Origin of the sequence: Bacillus cereus group sp. N11, assembly GCF_016483605.1 — a bacterium.
GTDB classification, from domain to species: domain Bacteria; phylum Bacillota; class Bacilli; order Bacillales; family Bacillaceae_G; genus Bacillus_A; species Bacillus_A toyonensis.
This window is the reverse complement of sequence record NZ_JAEHBN010000023.1, coordinates 29,324-46,431: the sequence shown is the minus strand read 5'-3', so window position 1 is coordinate 46,431 and position 17,108 is coordinate 29,324. Positions and strand designations below refer to the sequence as shown.

The following is a 17,108-nucleotide window of genomic DNA, read 5'->3' as shown; positions in this document are numbered from 1 at the left end:
AAAGCATGACATTGATTTGTCATGCTTTTACATATTAATTATGTACAATTAAACCATCAGGTCTAAAACGACTCATCATAATTTCATTTATAAACTTTCCGTGAGCCTTTAAATTCCCTACCTTTACCCCTTCTACTACAAACCCAAATTTTTCATATAAATCTTTTGCTTTCGGATTCGTTTCTAATACACCAAGTTCTACTCTCTCTAACATTAACCAATTATCAGCTAAATCAAGCATTTTTGTAAGAAGTGCTTTGCCAATACCTTTATTATGATATTCACTGTCTACCCCAATAAATAAATCGCCTGAATGAGATCTTCGTCCCGGACTTTGTGTTAAGCCAATAAACCCTACTACTTCCCCGTCATACTCTGCAACAAATTCAAATTGATTTGGCGCTAAGTTTCGAATTCTATTTTCCATAGCGTCTACACGCATGCTAGGTAAGAAAACCATATAAGGCAAAACCTCATCCTGTATACATATACGATGAATTGCTCTAGCATCTTGTATTTCTACTGCTCGTATGTTGATTCCCATATTCCTCCCCCCTTCATATAAATAACAATATATTTATCATTCTAGAAACCTATATTAAATCCTTCCTCACTTGTATTTCTTTATGTTATTTCTACATAATTATTTCGGTATAACACTTAGTTTCCAAACTTCTTATCCTAACAACCCCGATATGCTTTATATTTTCATCTTATTATATAACTCAAGCAAATTCTCTATTGGAATACCGTTTATCTTCATACCAGTTACATCACAATTTACTATTTCAATATTTTTCAGGTTACTATTATGTATTGTACTACCCTCCAAATCACAGTTTTCAAATGAAAGAGGTTCCTTCTCATCTCCAAGACTTGTATTTTTGAATTGCACTCCACCTAATGTCACCAAATTAAATGTACTACTAGAAAGATTTAAATCTGCATATGAAGAGCTTCTAAAGTTTATATTCCTAAACTTTGATTGACTTACATTACAATTACTCATATTCAAATGCATTATATTACTACCAACAAATGCACTATTTTTTAAATTTACTTGATAATATTCTGTATGAACCAAATTACAGTTTTCGTATTGACCATTTTTCATATCTTTATTTTTAATTAAGTTCTCTTCACCTGCACCTACATTTTTTCTTTTTACATAGCAATACTCATCTTCAGATTTAAAAATGATTTCATAGCCCATTTTTTTATAAAAATGATGATTATTAACTTGTCTACTAGATGTTTCAAGATCCCAAATCCTTATGTTCGGAAATTTTTCTTCTATTAACTTAATAATCCTTGATCCAATTCCTTTTCCTTGAAGAAAAGGCTCTACAAAAATACGATCGATTCTTCCGTACGATTTACCAGAGATCGTAACTATAATTCCCCCGATTATTTTTTCATCCATTATCACTTTGTAAGAATCCAATTCTTCAATTGAATATCTCATCATTTCAACTGAAGAATATCCTGGCGGTTGAATGTTATAATCAATTACATCATCTTGGCCGCATAACCACCGCTTCGCTTCTTCGTCAAATGTTCTTTTCATTATTTCTGTTAACTTTTCAGCATCTAAAATTGTAGCTTTTTCTATAAATATTATTGTCATTTTTATGTTCCCCTTCATCGTTACAATCTCATAACTTTTGTAATCTATATAGTTATAAAATAAAGAAAATTAAAATCAATCACTCTCTCTACTATTAAACTACAAATCAACCTATATTTTCCACTGTTACTTAGTATGAATGAATGAATAAAAGGAAGAGAACATGTAATATACACATGTTCTCTTCTTTTTATTTTACGCCTATTCATTTTCAATTTTATATAATTAAAAATTTGATATTACTTAAAGCCACTCGTTACATGTATTAACTAGTTCCTGTAAATCCTCTATAAAACGACTCGCATGATATCCATCACAAACCGCATGATGTACTTGCAATGAAAAAGGTAGCATTACCTTGCTTCCATCATTGAAATATTTTCCGCAAGTTATAATTGGTAATAGAAAATCACCATCATTATTAATATTTAAATTAAATCCTGTAAAACTAGTCCAAGGTATCCCAGAAATCGGATAAACATTTGGCGGAATATTTTCTTTCGGGAAGAGACCATGAACATTAGCAAAACATTTCATATCCTCTTCATAGTTTTTATAGAAAATGTGGAAATCACTAGAATAATCCGTCTATATACTTGAAAAAGATTTATCACCTTTATGAAAGATTGTATAACTAGGTATCATTTCCTCCCAATACCCTAAAACTCCTTCATCATTAAAACATGTCCGAAATTCTTTATGTTTATTTATCATTCTAGAAATTATATAAATAAAAGTCGGATAAAATTTTATTTCCTTTTGATGTATTTTCTCTAGCATCATCGTAATATCAACATTCGCTGTCATACTAAACGAACACTTTAATTTTAAATAATGTTCAAAATACTGCTCTCTATTCCAATTTTCTCTGTCAATTACATGAAACTTCATTTCATTAGCCTCCTAAAATTTCATTTTTATTTTAGAAGGCTAATTTCCTTGTTTTCACCACACTTGTTCACTCCTTATAGTTTACATTTATACTCACGTTTTTATTTAATTATATAACATTTACAAAAATCCATTCACATATTTCTTGCAATCCATTCACATACTATTAATAATGTGAAACTTTAATCAGTGGGGGCAGTTGATCCCCACCTACCCTTCTTTGTTTTTGCCGAATTTTGAGGTGGAGATCTTACTGCCCGTTAATGCGGGATAAATTAAATGACGTTTGGAGGATTCAAACATGCATGATAAAAATGAAAATAAAAAATTAAACGTTATCGAAAACACTACATCTATTCACAATAATAATACTGCAAATCTAACTAGCGAAGAACAAGCAATGAACGGCTTATACGGAATGCCCGAAACAACAATTGAAGATGCTGATCACGCTGCAGCTGATGATTTGACTTCAAAAAATTAATGAACTACATTGAAAAAAGCCAAGGAAAATATCCTTGGCTTTTTTAACTATGCATCCACCTTTTGTATTTCTTCACTCTTTCTTGAAAGTTTACCTGGCCAAAAAGCAAATCGGCCTAACACAACTGTAATTGCCGGTACAAGTAACGGTCTTACGATAAACGTATCAAGTAAAACTCCAATTGCGGTCACAATACCAAATTGAACTAAAACTTGAATTGGTAACGTACCTAACACCGCAAAAGTTCCTGCTAAAATTAAACCTGCGGATGTAATGACACTTCCTGTTTGTATAACACCATTTTTTACTGCATCCAAGTGATTTTGAGTCTTTCTGTTCTTCCATATTTCTGAAACCATAAAGATATTATAATCTTCACCTAAAGCAACTAAAAATACGAATGCGTATAGCGGTATCGCCCCTTGTATTGCCGGCGCTCCCATACCAAAGTGAAGTAATATCCATCCTGCTCCTAATGCAGAGAAGAATGATAAAACAACTGTTACTATTAAATAAATCATCGCTACAATTGATCGTAAGTAGACAAGTAATAGTAAAGCTATAATACTAATCATTACTGGAATAATAACTGCTTCATCACGTTCCGTAATTTGTTTTGTGTCATATAGTGACGCTGTTTCTCCACCAATCCACAATTGATCTTCAACATCATTAATCCCCGCATCTTTTAATACTTTTTCTACACTATTTTTCAATTTAGGGATTTGATCTAGCGCTTCAATAGAGTACGGATTTTCCGCTAAAGAAATTTCATACATTTGTATTTGTTTATTTTCTTTTCCCTCTTTTGGCTCTTTCACTGTATTTACAAAAGAAAATTTCTCAATCTCTTGCTTAATTGGAAGCTCTTTTCCTTTCGTATTAACAACAATTTTTACTGGCGCTAGTTCCCCAGCTGAAAAATGATCACTAATTAACGTAAACCCTTCACGTGAAGGCATATCCTTCGGAAACGATTCTAAAAGGTCATATGTGTATTGAATACGTGGTACGAATGAAGCTAATCCACCTAATACAAACACAGTTAGCATAATTATTGTCCACGGTCTTCGTACTACAATATCTCCAATTTTATTACTAAAAGAGCCTTTTGATTTTTTAACTTTTATTACTTTCTGTTTCTTTCTTGCAAATTCCTCATTCATCGCAATTGTTCTTGGTATAAACGGAAAGAATGCAGCTCTGCCGAAAATTAATAAAAATGCAGGAAGAATTGTTAAAGCAGCACCCCCCATTATGAATACAGCAACACTGAATGGTACTGCAAATCGATGAAAGGCGCCGTAATGAGCAAGTAATAATGTTCCTAATCCAAGTACGACAGTTAATGCACTCATTATAATTGCCCCGCCAGATGCTTTAATCGCAAGTTGCAGCGCTTTATATTTACTTTCTTCTTCTAACAAGTACTCTCTATATCTTGAAATTAAAAATAGACAATAGTCTGTACCCGCGCCAAACAATAATACGGTCATGATTGATATCGCTTGGGCATCTACTTTAATCCACCCATGATCAGCTAAAAAACCAAGTGTAGGACTAATAATACCGTATGCAAAGCCAACAACAAGTAAAGGTAAAATTGCTAAAATTGGTGAACGGTAAAGTAAAATTAATAAGACCAATACTAATAGTACAGTAGCGACTAATAATTTCACATCAGCTTGACTAAATAAACTAACAGCATCTGTTTGAATACCTACAGGGCCAGATAATCGAACATGTAAACCAGAGTCCGTTATTTTTTGTTTAAATGGATCAACATCCACCTTACTATTCACTAGTATTCTTACATCTTCAAGATTTCCTTTTAATATATCCGTACCAGCTGATTTATTAAAGAATATCGGTGTGACAAATGATGTACCATCTTTTGATGCACTTTTTGATAATACTTGCTCTGGAATTGTATCAAATGGTGGTAACGTTGATTGTTCTTTTAAAGGGCTAGCTTTTAACTCTTTATAAACGTCCTGTATGAGTTTATAGTCTTTTGACTGTAATCCACCATCTCTATGCCATACTACTAACAACGGATTTCCTGCATTATTAGGAAACTCTTTTTTCATAAGTTCTTCCGCTTGCTGTGACATAGCTGTTTCAGGTAAATTTTTCGGATTTGGTTCTTTCGTACTATTTACTTGTGGCAACGTAAATGAAAGTACTAATGTAATAAGAATCCAAACTGATAAAGTTATCCATTGCGTATTCTTCCCTGCTACAATCCTCCCTAACATATGTAACGGGTGCTTTTTCATAAAAACCCACCTTCCTTTTTTCCTCCAATATTAATTATATATACTGGTCAGTTAATTAATCAAGAAAGATTAAAAATTATGTTATAATTATCTCAATAATAAATGTCAGGAGCGAATGTATTTGGAACAAAAACAACGTCCTCTCGGAAGACCTCGTCAAAATAAAAATACAAAATCTACAAAAGAAATAATTTTAGAAGTTGCAACTCGATTATTTCTTACTCAAAATTATCAAGTCGTTTCCATGGATGAGGTCGCGAAAGAATGCGGTGTTACGAAAGCAACCGTCTACTATTACTATTCTACAAAAGCTGATTTATTTACCGCTACTATGATTCAAATGATGATACGTATAAGAGAGAATATGGATCAAATACTTTCCACGAATAAAACTTTGGAAGAAAGGTTGTTAGACTTCGCTACAGTATACTTACACGCAACGATGGATATTGACATGAAGAACTTTATGAAAGATGCAAAACACTCTTTATCTGAAGAGCAGTTGAAAGAATTAAAAAATGCCGAAGATAACATGTATGAAGTGTTGGAAAAAGCACTTCATAACGCGATGCAACTTGGAGAAATAAGTAAAGGCAATCCTAAATTTGCTGCCCATGCTTTCGTATCTTTATTATCAATTGGGAATTTTAAGGATGAAAATCACAATCCTATTCTTGCAAATATAGATGAGTTAGCACAAGAAATCGTTTCTTTTTATTGGAACGGGTTAGGTCATTCGTATTAAATAAATTCCCTTTAATAAAAGAGCATATTTGAATTTTTCTCAAACATGCTCTTTTATCAATTACGTGTTTTATTTATATACATACAATTAGATTATTCTTTAGCACAAATTCAAAATTTTTATTTACAAATTTTGAATTTGTGCATTTATATTCCCTTTACTTAATCCCCCATGGTAACAAACTACGGATTCAATATCTAGATTTAAATACTTCTTCAAAGACTGTTGTGCTTCCTGAACATCCAAAGTAGTTGGAGCATGAATTCCTCCTAACATTCCATTTGCACTATACATTGAATCCCCAGCGATAAGAGTTTTACTTTGTTTCAAATATAAACTAATATGACCCGGCGTGTGTCCTGGCGTATGGAGAATTAGTATGCCACCGCAATACGGAAGTTCTTGTCCATCAATCACAGTATCACTCACTTTTCCTTTTGGTGGATTCTCTACATTTCCACCTTTCAATAAAGGTAAATCTCCTTCAATATATGGCTTATCTAGCTCGTGCGCATAAACTTTAATATTACTTCCGTAATTCTGCAACAACTTTGGAAGACTACCTATATGATCTATATCCTGATGCGTTAAAATCACGGCTTTTAATTTATCAAACGATACGCCAACTCTCTCCATCTCTACTTGTATATCTTCAATTTGTCCAGGGAAGCCAGTATCTATTAATACTGCCATTTCATCATCCCATAAAAGAATTGGGTGAATAATAAATCCTTGAAATTCAAGTTGTAACATTTCTACTCCTTTAGCAATCTCCATACAGCAATTCTCCTTTATACTGAAGTTTGAAAATATGTACGAGTAAACTGAAAATATAAAGCGCCGCTATCTTTTAAGATGTTTTGTCATCCCAACAGAGAATACCTCAAACCCTATAGATTCATAGTAAGATTGCAATTTTTCCACACACATAAGTTGGGGAATAACTTTGTTTTGTTCACAGTGCTGGATTAATCGTTCCACTATTTCTTTTCCAATGCCAATGGACTGATATTTTGGCAATACACATACACCGCAAATAACGCCTGTTATTACACCATCTGATATAATACGCCCCATCCCAACTAACTCTTTATCATCAAAAGCATAAATTACATACCAACTTTGTTTACACATTTGTTCCAATTCATTCAGCGTTAAATTAAGAGAATTCCATTCTAAAGATTCATATAAGCTTAATAATCCATTGAAATCTGTTGGGTGTTTAATTGTGTAATTCATTCTATTATTCATGTAAATACTCCTTATTCCTTCGTTTGTTTGTATTTTATAAAATTCCCCTTATTAATATGAAATTAATTTAAATAAACTTCCATAAAAATAATAAAATTCCTACTCAACATAAAATAAAAAGAAGTTAACCTCACCTCAGTTAACTTCTTTTATAAAAATCTATTATTATATTATCAACCAAAAATCATACAGCTACAGACGATAAGAACAAACAAAACTAATAAACCATTTGAGAAATAACCCATAGAATACTACCCCTTTATTTCATTATGTAAAAGATTTTATCATAAAATTATTTACAACATAATAACTGAAAAAGACATTACATTCATTAGTTACGTATATTTAGTAATATTTTAATTTTAGCCATATTCGCCTTTTCTAAAATCAATTCTCCTCCTCCTCTGCTTTAGTCCACATAATCTCAAAATAACAAATTAGTAAATGTTAATTTACTATAATAAGTTTAAATATTTGATTTATAGCTAAATTAGTAATAAAATAATGACTAAATCCAAAAAGGAAGCGAAAATAATGTCCCATAAAGAATTATTAAACGAATACATGAATTTATTATTAAATATGTCAGGTACTTTCAAATTTCTATCAGAAAAATCCTCTGAATTTACACATTTAGAACAACACGTAGTGGAGTATCTCGCCCAGCAAAAAGTACCTGTAAATTCAAAGATGATTGCTAATTATTTAAACATTCCTAAGCAACAATTAAGTGTAACTGTACGTAATTTAGAACTAAACGGCTATATTGTAAAAAAACAAGATACGGTAGACAAAAGAGCTGTATTAATTTCTCTGACAGAAAAGGCTGAAAAGGTACATTATGAGAGATGGAAACAAATTTATAAAAATTTCACAGTAAACCTCGAAAAGTTATCTGAAGAAGATAGGCGGGATTTAACTTACGGACTATATAAAACAAATACAATGCTCTCAAAAATGTTACATAACGACTAAATATATTGTTTATGATTAAACGGAGGATGTTTCATGGTTAAAGAGTTAGATTTACAATCAGTACAAGGTACGATGCTTATTCCCCTATGGGGACGAGCATATGGCAGTGAGAAAAATAAGGATATTTTAGATGATACAGAGGCTATTCGAATAATTAAAGAATGCGATTTTGACTTCTCAACAATAGCAAATACATTTGGCGAATACGGATGTATCACATACATTACCCGTGCACGAAAAATTGATGATGCGATAAAACAATTTATAGCAAAACACCCGAACGCCACTATAGTAAATATCGGTTCAGGACTAGATACTACTTTTTCAAGAATTGATAACGGTACAATACATTGGTATAACCTTGATTTACCCGATGCAATCTCTTTTCGCAAGACTTTAATTGACGATACACCTAGGAATATTAGCATCACTAAATCATTTTTTGATACTTCTTGGTTTGACGATATAAGATATGATCCAAACGACGGTATTCTTTTTATATCAGCAGGTGTATTTTATTACTTTAAAGAAGAAGATTTAAAAGAGATCATAGTTGCTATGTCAAAACGTTTTCCTGGAGGAGAGCTATATTTTGATGCTGAATCAAAATTCGCACTGAACCTTTCGAATGCAACTGTAAAAAAATCTGGCAATAACGGCGCGATGATGTATTTTTATGTAAACAATCCAAAATCAATAGAAAAATGGTCTTCTTCCATAAAAGTATTAAGCTGCTCCCCTTTCTTTAAAGGTATACCTACAAATAAAGATTGGGATGGTAGTACACGTATTATGATGCGAATTGTAAACGCAATAAAGATGTTGAAGTTTGTTCATTTGCGGTTTAAAAAATAATAAATAAAGAAGACCTCAATACATTTATATTTAGGTTATACATGTTAAACATAAGAAAAAGGCAGGAACATATTTGATATGTTTCTGCCTTTTTCTTATGGGGTACCGATACATAGTCATCTAGCTATGAAAAGCAACTACCTCAAAATGAGAAATTTGGCATCTTAACACCCCTCAAGTGGCTTCTGTATATAATACATTTTAAATTTAATTTTTCTTGATAAATCAAAGATTTCCTGGCATACTCTTAAAATTATTTATGCACGAATAAAATCTCTTCGTAAACGTCCAATTGCACTAAAATATACAAAAATTGAGAAATATGAAAAAGACACTCTTATGAGTGCCCTTCTTAGCAACTAAGTCCGCTGCAGCTTTTACCATAACCCATATGAATTTCGCCTGTAAGAGGGAATTTTAAATTCATATTTAATTATTAAAATAAACCGCACCAAAGTTTTCATTAAATCTTTTACACCAAACAGAAACCGAACCATATTCACTTACATCTATCCCTTCAGGAATTTCGTAGTTTTGGTCTCCTTTATTTCCCTTTAATTTTCCTAATTCAATATACTGATAGTTTTTTACGTCTTCATTATTTTTCAAACGATTTGTAGGAACTAATACAACTCGTACATCTGGCCCATTTGATGTTGCAAAATTAGAAAGTCGTAAAACACGTTTTCCATCCGCTAATTGGTGAATTTTTGCCGTTCCAGTTGTTTCATGGACACCGTTTTGAAACTGACCTTCCCTTATTACTCGATCACTTTGTTGCCTTACTTCAGTTGATTGTATCTCTGCTTGTGGCAATGATTCATTTACGTGCTTATCAATAAATAATTTCTCTGGTCGGAACAATGACCATAAAATCCCCAATACAATTATTAAACCACCTATAAGCCATACATATTTTCTTTTCATAAAGTAAAAAACCTCCTGTAACATACTGTGTAGTAGTATGTTAACAAGAAGGTCTTTCATTTTTCTAACGTAAATGTTACAAAAGTCTTTCAGCCATCTTATTTTTTTACTGATGTGATGGGAAGAGTGAACCAAAATTCACTTCCCTGCTTACCATCTGCGCGATTCCTTACACCAATTTCCCCTTTGTGCATTTCAATTAATGATTTTGCAATAGCTAATCCAAGTCCGGAACCTCCAGATTGTGAACTTCTTGATCGATCTGTTCTAAAAAAACGTTCAAATACACGTAATTGATCATTTGGAGAAATTCCCATTCCTTCATCCCGCATAGTGAATTGGACCTGTTGAGTTGATTTATTTTCCACTACAGTCAATTCAATTGTTCCAGAGATAGGAGAATATCGAATTGCATTATGTAATAAATTACCTATGACCCTTTCAATTTTACAAGGCATAATCAAGAGTCGAGGTAATGTATCAGGGACATCCAATTGCACATGGATTTGTTTGTCTCCTAATAAGACAGAATGTGACTCTAATACATCTAATAGAACTTTATCTAAATGTGTAAAACTTGGGTGAAAATCTACTTGCTCAAACTCTAACTTTGAAAGATCAAATAAGTCGTTGATTAATCCATTTAATCTTTCTATTTCTTTTAAAACCGTTGCCAAGTATTGCTTTTTTATTTCAGGATCTTCAATCAGGTTATCTTGTAATGCTTCTATCATCATTTGCATGCTAGCCATAGGTGTTCGTAAGTCGTGTGAGATATTGGTAATTAGCTCCTTACGAGAGTTTTCCTGTTCCTCTAACTTAGTAAACCCTTCTTCTAATTTTTTTGCCATCTGTTGAAAGGCTGTTGCCAATTCTTTAAACTCACGTGGTTCTTGCCCAATTATATACATCGTTTCAAAGTGTCTATCACTAAATTGTTTCGTCAATTTTATTAAATTTTGTATAGATTTCATGATAGGACGTGTCATTAACCAATAAATAAACGTTGAAATAATGAATGCCACAAATGCAATTACTGTTAATAACCGCGTTTGTTCCGGTTCAAGTAACATTTTCGTCTCACTATACCATATAGCAATTACCATAATACTGGTACTTAATAGATTCATGAGTAACAATTGAATACGTAATCTCATGTTTCATTTCCTCCATTTGGCTCAAAGCGATATCCTATACCCCAAACCGTATGAATCCAACGATTCTTTAGCGTATGCTTTTCGAGCTTTTCACGTAAACGACTCACTAACACGGTAACTGTGTTTGATGCCCCTTCATGTCCAAAATCCCAAATTAATTCAAGAAGCTGCGAGCGAGAAAATACTTGTTTTGGATGCTTTGCCATGAGATAAAGTACCTCAAACTCTTTCACCGTTAACTCCACTTCCTTATCACAAACAAGTACATATCTTGTCTTTGGATATATTTTTAAATCTGGAAACTCTATCACTTCCAATAGAGATTCTTTCGCTTGTATTGGTACATGGCTTCCTCTTCTTAGTATAATTTGAACCCTTAATACTAATTCACGAGGGGAAAATGGCTTTGTTAAATAATCATCTGCCCCCATTGTTAAGCCTAAAATTCGATCCCTTTCCTCTCCCTTAGCAGTTAACATAATAATAGGGACATTTGACTGTTGACGAATTTCCTCGCATAATTCCCATCCATCTTTTTTTGGCATCATCAAATCTAATATAATTAAATCTGGTTGATGTGTAAGAAATAAATCCCAACCTTCTTTACCATTTACAGCGGTATAAACTTCATATTCTTCTCTTTCTAAATACCGTTTGCATACTTCTCGAATATTTTCTTCATCTTCTACAATTAAAATTCTTTTCTTCATATACTATCCTCACTTCTTTTTCACCAATAACACAAAATTTATTGTTTCTATTATCCAATGAAAATTCAGAAAATAAATTTTGTAATACAGATAGTAATCTTAACATTTGATTACTTATATGACTAGATAGGCATTTAAAATAGTAGTTACTAAATTATATAAATTAAAAGGAATGAGTCCGATTCAACATCGAACTCATTCCTTATTAGTAACCTAAATTATTGTATCTAACTTTTCGGATTCAATTCATTTCCGGTTCTCTTTTCAAACTTAGCAACAGAACTGTTACCGATTACTGAACTCTTGATAGATTCCATGCTATAGTATCAGTCCCATTCTCTCCATTACCATATTTCATATAATCGATTAAATATCCTACCTTTAACTTGTTACCATTAGATAGTATGTTCCATTGCTTATGGTATCCAGTGAAATTCTTTGGATATGCATGATTAAATTTAAAAGTACTTGCATTCTGTTTTTGATCTAAATGGATATAACTATCTTGAAGTTTTAAATATGCATAATCTGAATAAATAGGATTTCGAAATTTAATTAATACCTCTTCATCCTTTTTAATTGGTTTTCCAGGTTTAGGTTGACCTACTCTTTCAATAATTACATTCACTTTTTCATCGCTAGATTTTTCAGCCCAAAGATACTCCCATTTATTCCCGGCATGATGACTTCCCCAATAAGCTGTATTTCCATATGAAGCTACGGTATAAGGAACCCCTTCTGTAACAAATTCACCTGAATTATCTACTACATAATCTTCAAATTCTTTATTAGCTTTAATTTCAGTATCAATCTTTTGTGTAGGGGTTAGATTGTGTGCGTCATTGATTTCAAATGTAACTTTTCTGTGCGAAGCAATTTCAGATTTAATAGGGTGTATATTTTCTCTAGACTCATATGTAAATCCATTCTCACGTTTAACTAGTGTTACTGTTTGTGACGGAGCATTCCATTTCTTACTATAAGTAGTAGGAATCTCTTTACTCACACCAAATAAACCAGGTAAAATTGTTGCCCTAATCTTTTGCGTCACAGAATCAAAACTACCTTCTACTAATGTTGGTTGCTGTAGTTTTGCAAAAGCACCGTGTACAGAGTCTTTATGTAAATAACCGCGATTTCCCTGTCCCGCTTTTAAATCGTTCAATGCATCAGTTCCATTATTAGCTGAAACTACTGATACGTTATTAGTACTTTTAGCCTTGTTTACAATATGATTTACTTTTTTCGTATCTATATTTACATGTTGAAAAACTTCGTTATAGGATAAAACTGGCTTATCAGCAAGGGATTTGTCTTTAGGAGTATATACCCTAAGCTTTGGTATATTTCCTATATCTGTTTCTAATTGTTCAGTAGCTGCATTTACTCTAGACTCATATCTCCCTGAATCCCCCAAATGCATAATTTCTTCACCTTTTTCAATAGATAAATCCATTGTACTTGTAGGTAAAACTTCAATCGAAAGAAGTTCCCCTTGTTCAACAGCTTTCAATTCATCCAAAGATAAGACAATATTCGCATCTGCTTGTCCTTCTAAACTGTCAATTACTACTTCTGTTTTATTCCGTCCACCTTTTTCTGTACTTAAATAGTTTGCTTTATAACGATCTTGTGTTGCCTTTACAGTATTAATAATTTTGTTTCCTAAACGAATATTAAAATGAGGCGAAACATTTTCAGCGGATGCTGTTCCTACATTCTTATATTCCAAATGTACCCGTAATTTTGCTGCGTTCGCTGTATCCACAGTTGTTGCAGTAGACCAATCAAAATTATTTGTATAACTCTCCGTTTCCGTAGTTGTTTTTGAATATCCGTATCCCACATTTGCTGAAACACTTCCGGAAGGAACTGGACCGGCTGCTGAGCCTTCTACACCACCTGAACCACTTAAACCTACATTAAATGAATGTTGTGTAGATACACTTTTTTCCCATCCTCTGCTGACTGATCCGCCATTATTATCCGTAATGGTTGCAATAGGAATTACTTCAATTCGTTTGACACCAATTTGCAAATTCGGCATGTTGGCAACTATCGGATTGAAATTAGTATCAGAATCGTTGTTATAATTCTCAACCTCATACATATCAGTAAAAGGATCACCATCCGTATTTGCATTCATAGGATTCGATATAAATTTTGGTTTCCCTTTATCCTTCTCGGGATCCCATGCTTTCGCTTCATTTTTTCCAGTTTGTGAATTGAATTCAATTTTATATCCATTCATCTCTAAGTCGTTAGAAATACCATCTTTATCCCAATCGTTGTTTGCCATTTCAATGTTTTGTGTAATGAGTGAACCTATTTCCCCATCAGATCCGAGCGTGAAATTCTTATCTTCTTTTTTTACATTTACATTCTCTTTGAATATTTCAACTGTACCTCCTGGATTCGGTTGTTTTACATCTGCTAAAGCAGGAGATGCTAAAGTCAGTGCCATCGATACACTACCTAATACACTAATTGCTGGCTTCAATTGTTTCATTGTTATTTTTCCTCCTTGGTTTCTAGGTCAATTAGAACACCTACTAGTAAGATTAATTTCATCATATATAACAAATCTTTCTTTTCTCTCTCATAACTGTTAAAAAAGTCTCTCGTAAATGTTACAAAACACTTACAGAGTTTTTAAAATCTATATATGAAACATTAAAAAGCCGTAATATGAAGAATCGATTACAATATATACAAAAAAACAGCTAGCCAAAGCTAACTGCTTACTAATTTATAAAATTTCAGTAAAAGAATGTATTAATTTTGAAGTGTGCAAATTGGAAGAGTGACTTCAACTATAGTTCCCTTATTCACTTCACTCTCAATAAATACCTTCCCCTGGTGTGTTTCAATAATTTTATAACATACCATTAATCCTAAGCCGATTCCCTCTTCCTTAATACTGTAAAAAGGTTCTCCTAAGTATGGTATACGTTCTTTTGGAATCCCACATCCTTGATCGATAAAGCGAATCCTTATTTGATTATTATCAAGTTTATCAAATTGAATCAAAATTTCTCCTCCTGTTGGCATGGATTCAATTGCATTTTTTATAATATTAACAAATACTTGTTTTAATTGATTTCCTTCACATGGAATCAATGGAATACCGGGTGTAAAATCAATTCTAATTTTTATATTATTCATCATTGCTTGAGGTTGCAGTAGCATTAAAACTTGATCCATTAGCACACTAATATCATTAGGTTGTATCTTTACCACCTGTGGTTTGGCTACCGCCATAAATTCATTAGTAATACTTTCTATACGCTCAATCTCTGATGATACTATATTTATATACCCCTGATTATTCTCAGTTTCCGTTGATTTTAGTAATTGCATAAACCCTTTCATTACGGTTAATGGATTATTAATTTCATGAGCCATTGCAGTCGCTAATTGTCCTACGACAGCAAGTTTTTCAGATTTCCGTAGTAATTCTTCTGTTTTTAGCCGTTCAGTGATATCACGAGAAATACTCAGGAAAACCTTTTTACCATTTAAGTTAAAAACACGGACACTAAACTCAGTTGTTATTATTTTTCCTGTTGGAAAAGCATATTCATCTTGTAAAGTGAAGGAAGTTTGTCCCTCTCTAATTTTTTCTAACAACCTTACAATCATTTTAGAATCTTGTGGTACTACATTTGGAAATGGTAACGAGAGCAGCTCTTCTCTACTATATCCAAATCTTTTACAACCAACAGGGTTTACCTCAATGAATCGACTGGGAACATAATTTTCATTCAGCTCTACTACATATACTGCATCAGTTGCTTGTTCGATTAGTGCACGGTACTTCATTTCACTATCTTTTAATTGTTGATGTAATCGATGTCGCTCTCTTTCTGCTTGTTTTCTTTCAGAGATGTCTCTACATATTGCAGATAAAGCTATCACATTTCCTCTTACGTCTAATATAGGAGAAACTGTCAGACTGACATCAAGAAGACTTCCATCGTTACGTCGTCTAACAGTTTCTAATCTAGTAACTACGGATTCTCCTGTTAGAATTTTCCGAATATTTTCGAGTGATTCTTCCATTAAGAAATCTGGTACACAAGGTAATCTCTTACCTATGATTTCTTCTAATGACCATCCAAATATCTTTTCATAAGCTTTATTTGCTTGTAAAATATGCCCTTCTCGATCAGATATGGTAATAGCATCTACATTATGCTTTATAAATGATTCTAGTAATTCTTTGGTAGCTCTTAATTCTGATTCTACCTTTTTCCTTTCGGTTATATCGACTGTAGAACCAACAACTTCAATAACTTGTCCATTTCGTTTAATCGGCCTAAGTGCAATAAGAATAATTGTTTTATCATCTGGCCAGGGTAATTCGAATATAATTTCTTTCCCTTCCCATGCCTGAAGATAATACTTCATCAATTGTGAAACTAAATGTGGTGGAACAATAGAGGCATCAATAGTCCGTAAGCTTTTCCCTACCACCTGTTCAGAGTAAAATCCTTTTTGATAATAAAACTGTCCATCACATAAAGTGTGTATAAAGTGCTTACCCACTTTTTTAAATTTAAAAATCCCTCCTTGAAGCTCATGTACGGTATCTGTAAGTTCTTGCTTGGATTTTTTTAATTCCCGGTTCATTTTAGATAAGTCCTGTGTTAAATAATACAATCTCTGGTAGGCTTCCATAAGAAATAGCCCAATTAAAAGTCCTAACGCTATATATAATAAACCTCCAGAGTAAAGTAACGTAGTATTAAAGAATACACCAACTAACCACTTTATTCCGACAAAAATAGAAAAATATAAAGATGCACTTTTAAAAGGATGAAGGTTTTTAAAATATGTTTTAAAAGTAAAAAATAGAACACTCATACTTAAATATGCAATCACAGGTGGCTCCCAATACCCACCAATGAAAAAGATACGCATTATAATTATGCTAATTAGTGTAATCCAACCAGCAATGCGACCAAAGTAAATAAAAGATAGAATAAGAGGAACAACTCGAAGATCGTAGGAAAATCCCATGTATGGAAAAGAAAAGAGCATCAAAGTAACTGCAATAATCCCTCCATAGAATTTTTCGAAATATCGCCTGGAATGAATCAAAAACACTTGAATAAATATCGCTGCGCTAACTAATAAAGAAAAAATAGAAAGATTGATGAAATAGTCTTTAATAATCATGTAATGTCCCTCCCTGCATTAAAGAT

Annotated in this window: 14 protein-coding genes and 1 pseudogene; 4 read left to right on the top strand and 11 right to left on the bottom strand. The window is 32.5% G+C overall.

The features are described 5' to 3' along the window. Positions 1–34: 34 nt before the first annotated feature. The 3 genes and pseudogenes from JDS98_RS26175 to catA all read right to left on the bottom strand — a co-directional run bounded on the left by JDS98_RS26175 (position 35) and on the right by catA (position 2,518). Positions 35–544: a GNAT family N-acetyltransferase gene (locus tag JDS98_RS26175; RefSeq protein WP_087971208.1), complete on the bottom strand. Its 510-nt coding sequence runs from the start codon at positions 542–544 to the stop codon at positions 35–37. Between the two features lie 156 nt (positions 545–700). Next, positions 701–1,645: a GNAT family N-acetyltransferase gene (locus tag JDS98_RS26170; RefSeq protein WP_106080506.1), complete on the bottom strand. Its 945-nt coding sequence runs from the start codon at positions 1,643–1,645 to the stop codon at positions 701–703. Between the two features lie 225 nt (positions 1,646–1,870). Further along, positions 1,871–2,518: pseudogene (gene catA / locus JDS98_RS26165) on the bottom strand (type A chloramphenicol O-acetyltransferase). A gap of 301 nt (positions 2,519–2,819) precedes the next feature. Here catA and JDS98_RS26160 point away from each other — a divergent pair. Beyond that, entirely contained in the window at positions 2,820–3,002 is a 183-nt protein-coding gene (locus JDS98_RS26160; RefSeq protein WP_016108374.1) for a DUF4021 domain-containing protein, read from the top strand. A 47-nt stretch (positions 3,003–3,049) separates the two neighbouring features. On the opposite strand, the gene JDS98_RS26155 is transcribed toward JDS98_RS26160, so the two are convergent. After that, a complete protein-coding gene (locus JDS98_RS26155) occupies positions 3,050–5,281 on the bottom strand; it encodes an MMPL family transporter (RefSeq protein ID WP_199634491.1) in 2,232 nt (743 codons plus the stop codon). 121 nt (positions 5,282–5,402) lie between these two features. On the opposite strand from JDS98_RS26155, the gene JDS98_RS26150 reads away from it, so the two are divergent. Then, positions 5,403–6,026, top strand: a complete 624-nt coding sequence (locus JDS98_RS26150; protein ID WP_000436003.1) for a TetR/AcrR family transcriptional regulator — start codon at positions 5,403–5,405, stop codon at positions 6,024–6,026. Positions 6,027–6,149: 123 nt separating this feature from the next. Here JDS98_RS26150 and JDS98_RS26145 read toward each other — a convergent pair whose 3' ends face one another. After that, positions 6,150–6,803, bottom strand: coding sequence for an MBL fold metallo-hydrolase (locus tag JDS98_RS26145; protein WP_098711905.1), 654 nt, complete (start codon positions 6,801–6,803; stop codon positions 6,150–6,152). A 66-nt stretch (positions 6,804–6,869) separates the two neighbouring features. After that, on the bottom strand, positions 6,870–7,277 hold the full coding sequence (locus tag JDS98_RS26140; RefSeq protein WP_098711904.1) for a GNAT family N-acetyltransferase: 408 nt from the start codon (positions 7,275–7,277) through the stop codon (positions 6,870–6,872). A gap of 534 nt (positions 7,278–7,811) precedes the next feature. Here JDS98_RS26140 and JDS98_RS26135 point away from each other — a divergent pair. Next, positions 7,812–8,252, top strand: a complete 441-nt coding sequence (locus JDS98_RS26135; RefSeq protein WP_098711903.1) for a MarR family winged helix-turn-helix transcriptional regulator — start codon at positions 7,812–7,814, stop codon at positions 8,250–8,252. Between the two features lie 33 nt (positions 8,253–8,285). Further along, positions 8,286–9,107 (top strand): class I SAM-dependent methyltransferase, encoded by an 822-nt coding sequence (locus tag JDS98_RS26130; protein ID WP_098711902.1) that lies wholly within the window; start codon positions 8,286–8,288, stop codon positions 9,105–9,107. A gap of 429 nt (positions 9,108–9,536) precedes the next feature. Here JDS98_RS26130 and JDS98_RS26125 read toward each other — a convergent pair whose 3' ends face one another. From JDS98_RS26125 to JDS98_RS26105, 5 genes are all read right to left on the bottom strand, one after another. Beyond that, on the bottom strand, positions 9,537–10,034 hold the full coding sequence (locus JDS98_RS26125) for a DM13 domain-containing protein (RefSeq protein WP_000824733.1): 498 nt from the start codon (positions 10,032–10,034) through the stop codon (positions 9,537–9,539). Positions 10,035–10,132: 98 nt separating this feature from the next. Further along, entirely contained in the window at positions 10,133–11,191 is a 1,059-nt protein-coding gene (locus tag JDS98_RS26120) for a sensor histidine kinase (protein ID WP_033660541.1), read from the bottom strand. Beyond that, positions 11,188–11,901, bottom strand: a complete 714-nt coding sequence (locus tag JDS98_RS26115; protein WP_098711901.1) for a response regulator transcription factor — start codon at positions 11,899–11,901, stop codon at positions 11,188–11,190. The genes JDS98_RS26120 and JDS98_RS26115 overlap by 4 nt, the downstream gene beginning before the upstream one ends. Before the next feature lie 292 nt (positions 11,902–12,193). Continuing rightward, entirely contained in the window at positions 12,194–14,410 is a 2,217-nt protein-coding gene (locus tag JDS98_RS26110; protein WP_098711900.1) for a binary toxin-like calcium binding domain-containing protein, read from the bottom strand. A gap of 266 nt (positions 14,411–14,676) precedes the next feature. Beyond that, entirely contained in the window at positions 14,677–17,082 is a 2,406-nt protein-coding gene (locus tag JDS98_RS26105) for a PAS domain S-box protein (protein WP_199634490.1), read from the bottom strand. Positions 17,083–17,108: the final 26 nt, after the last annotated feature.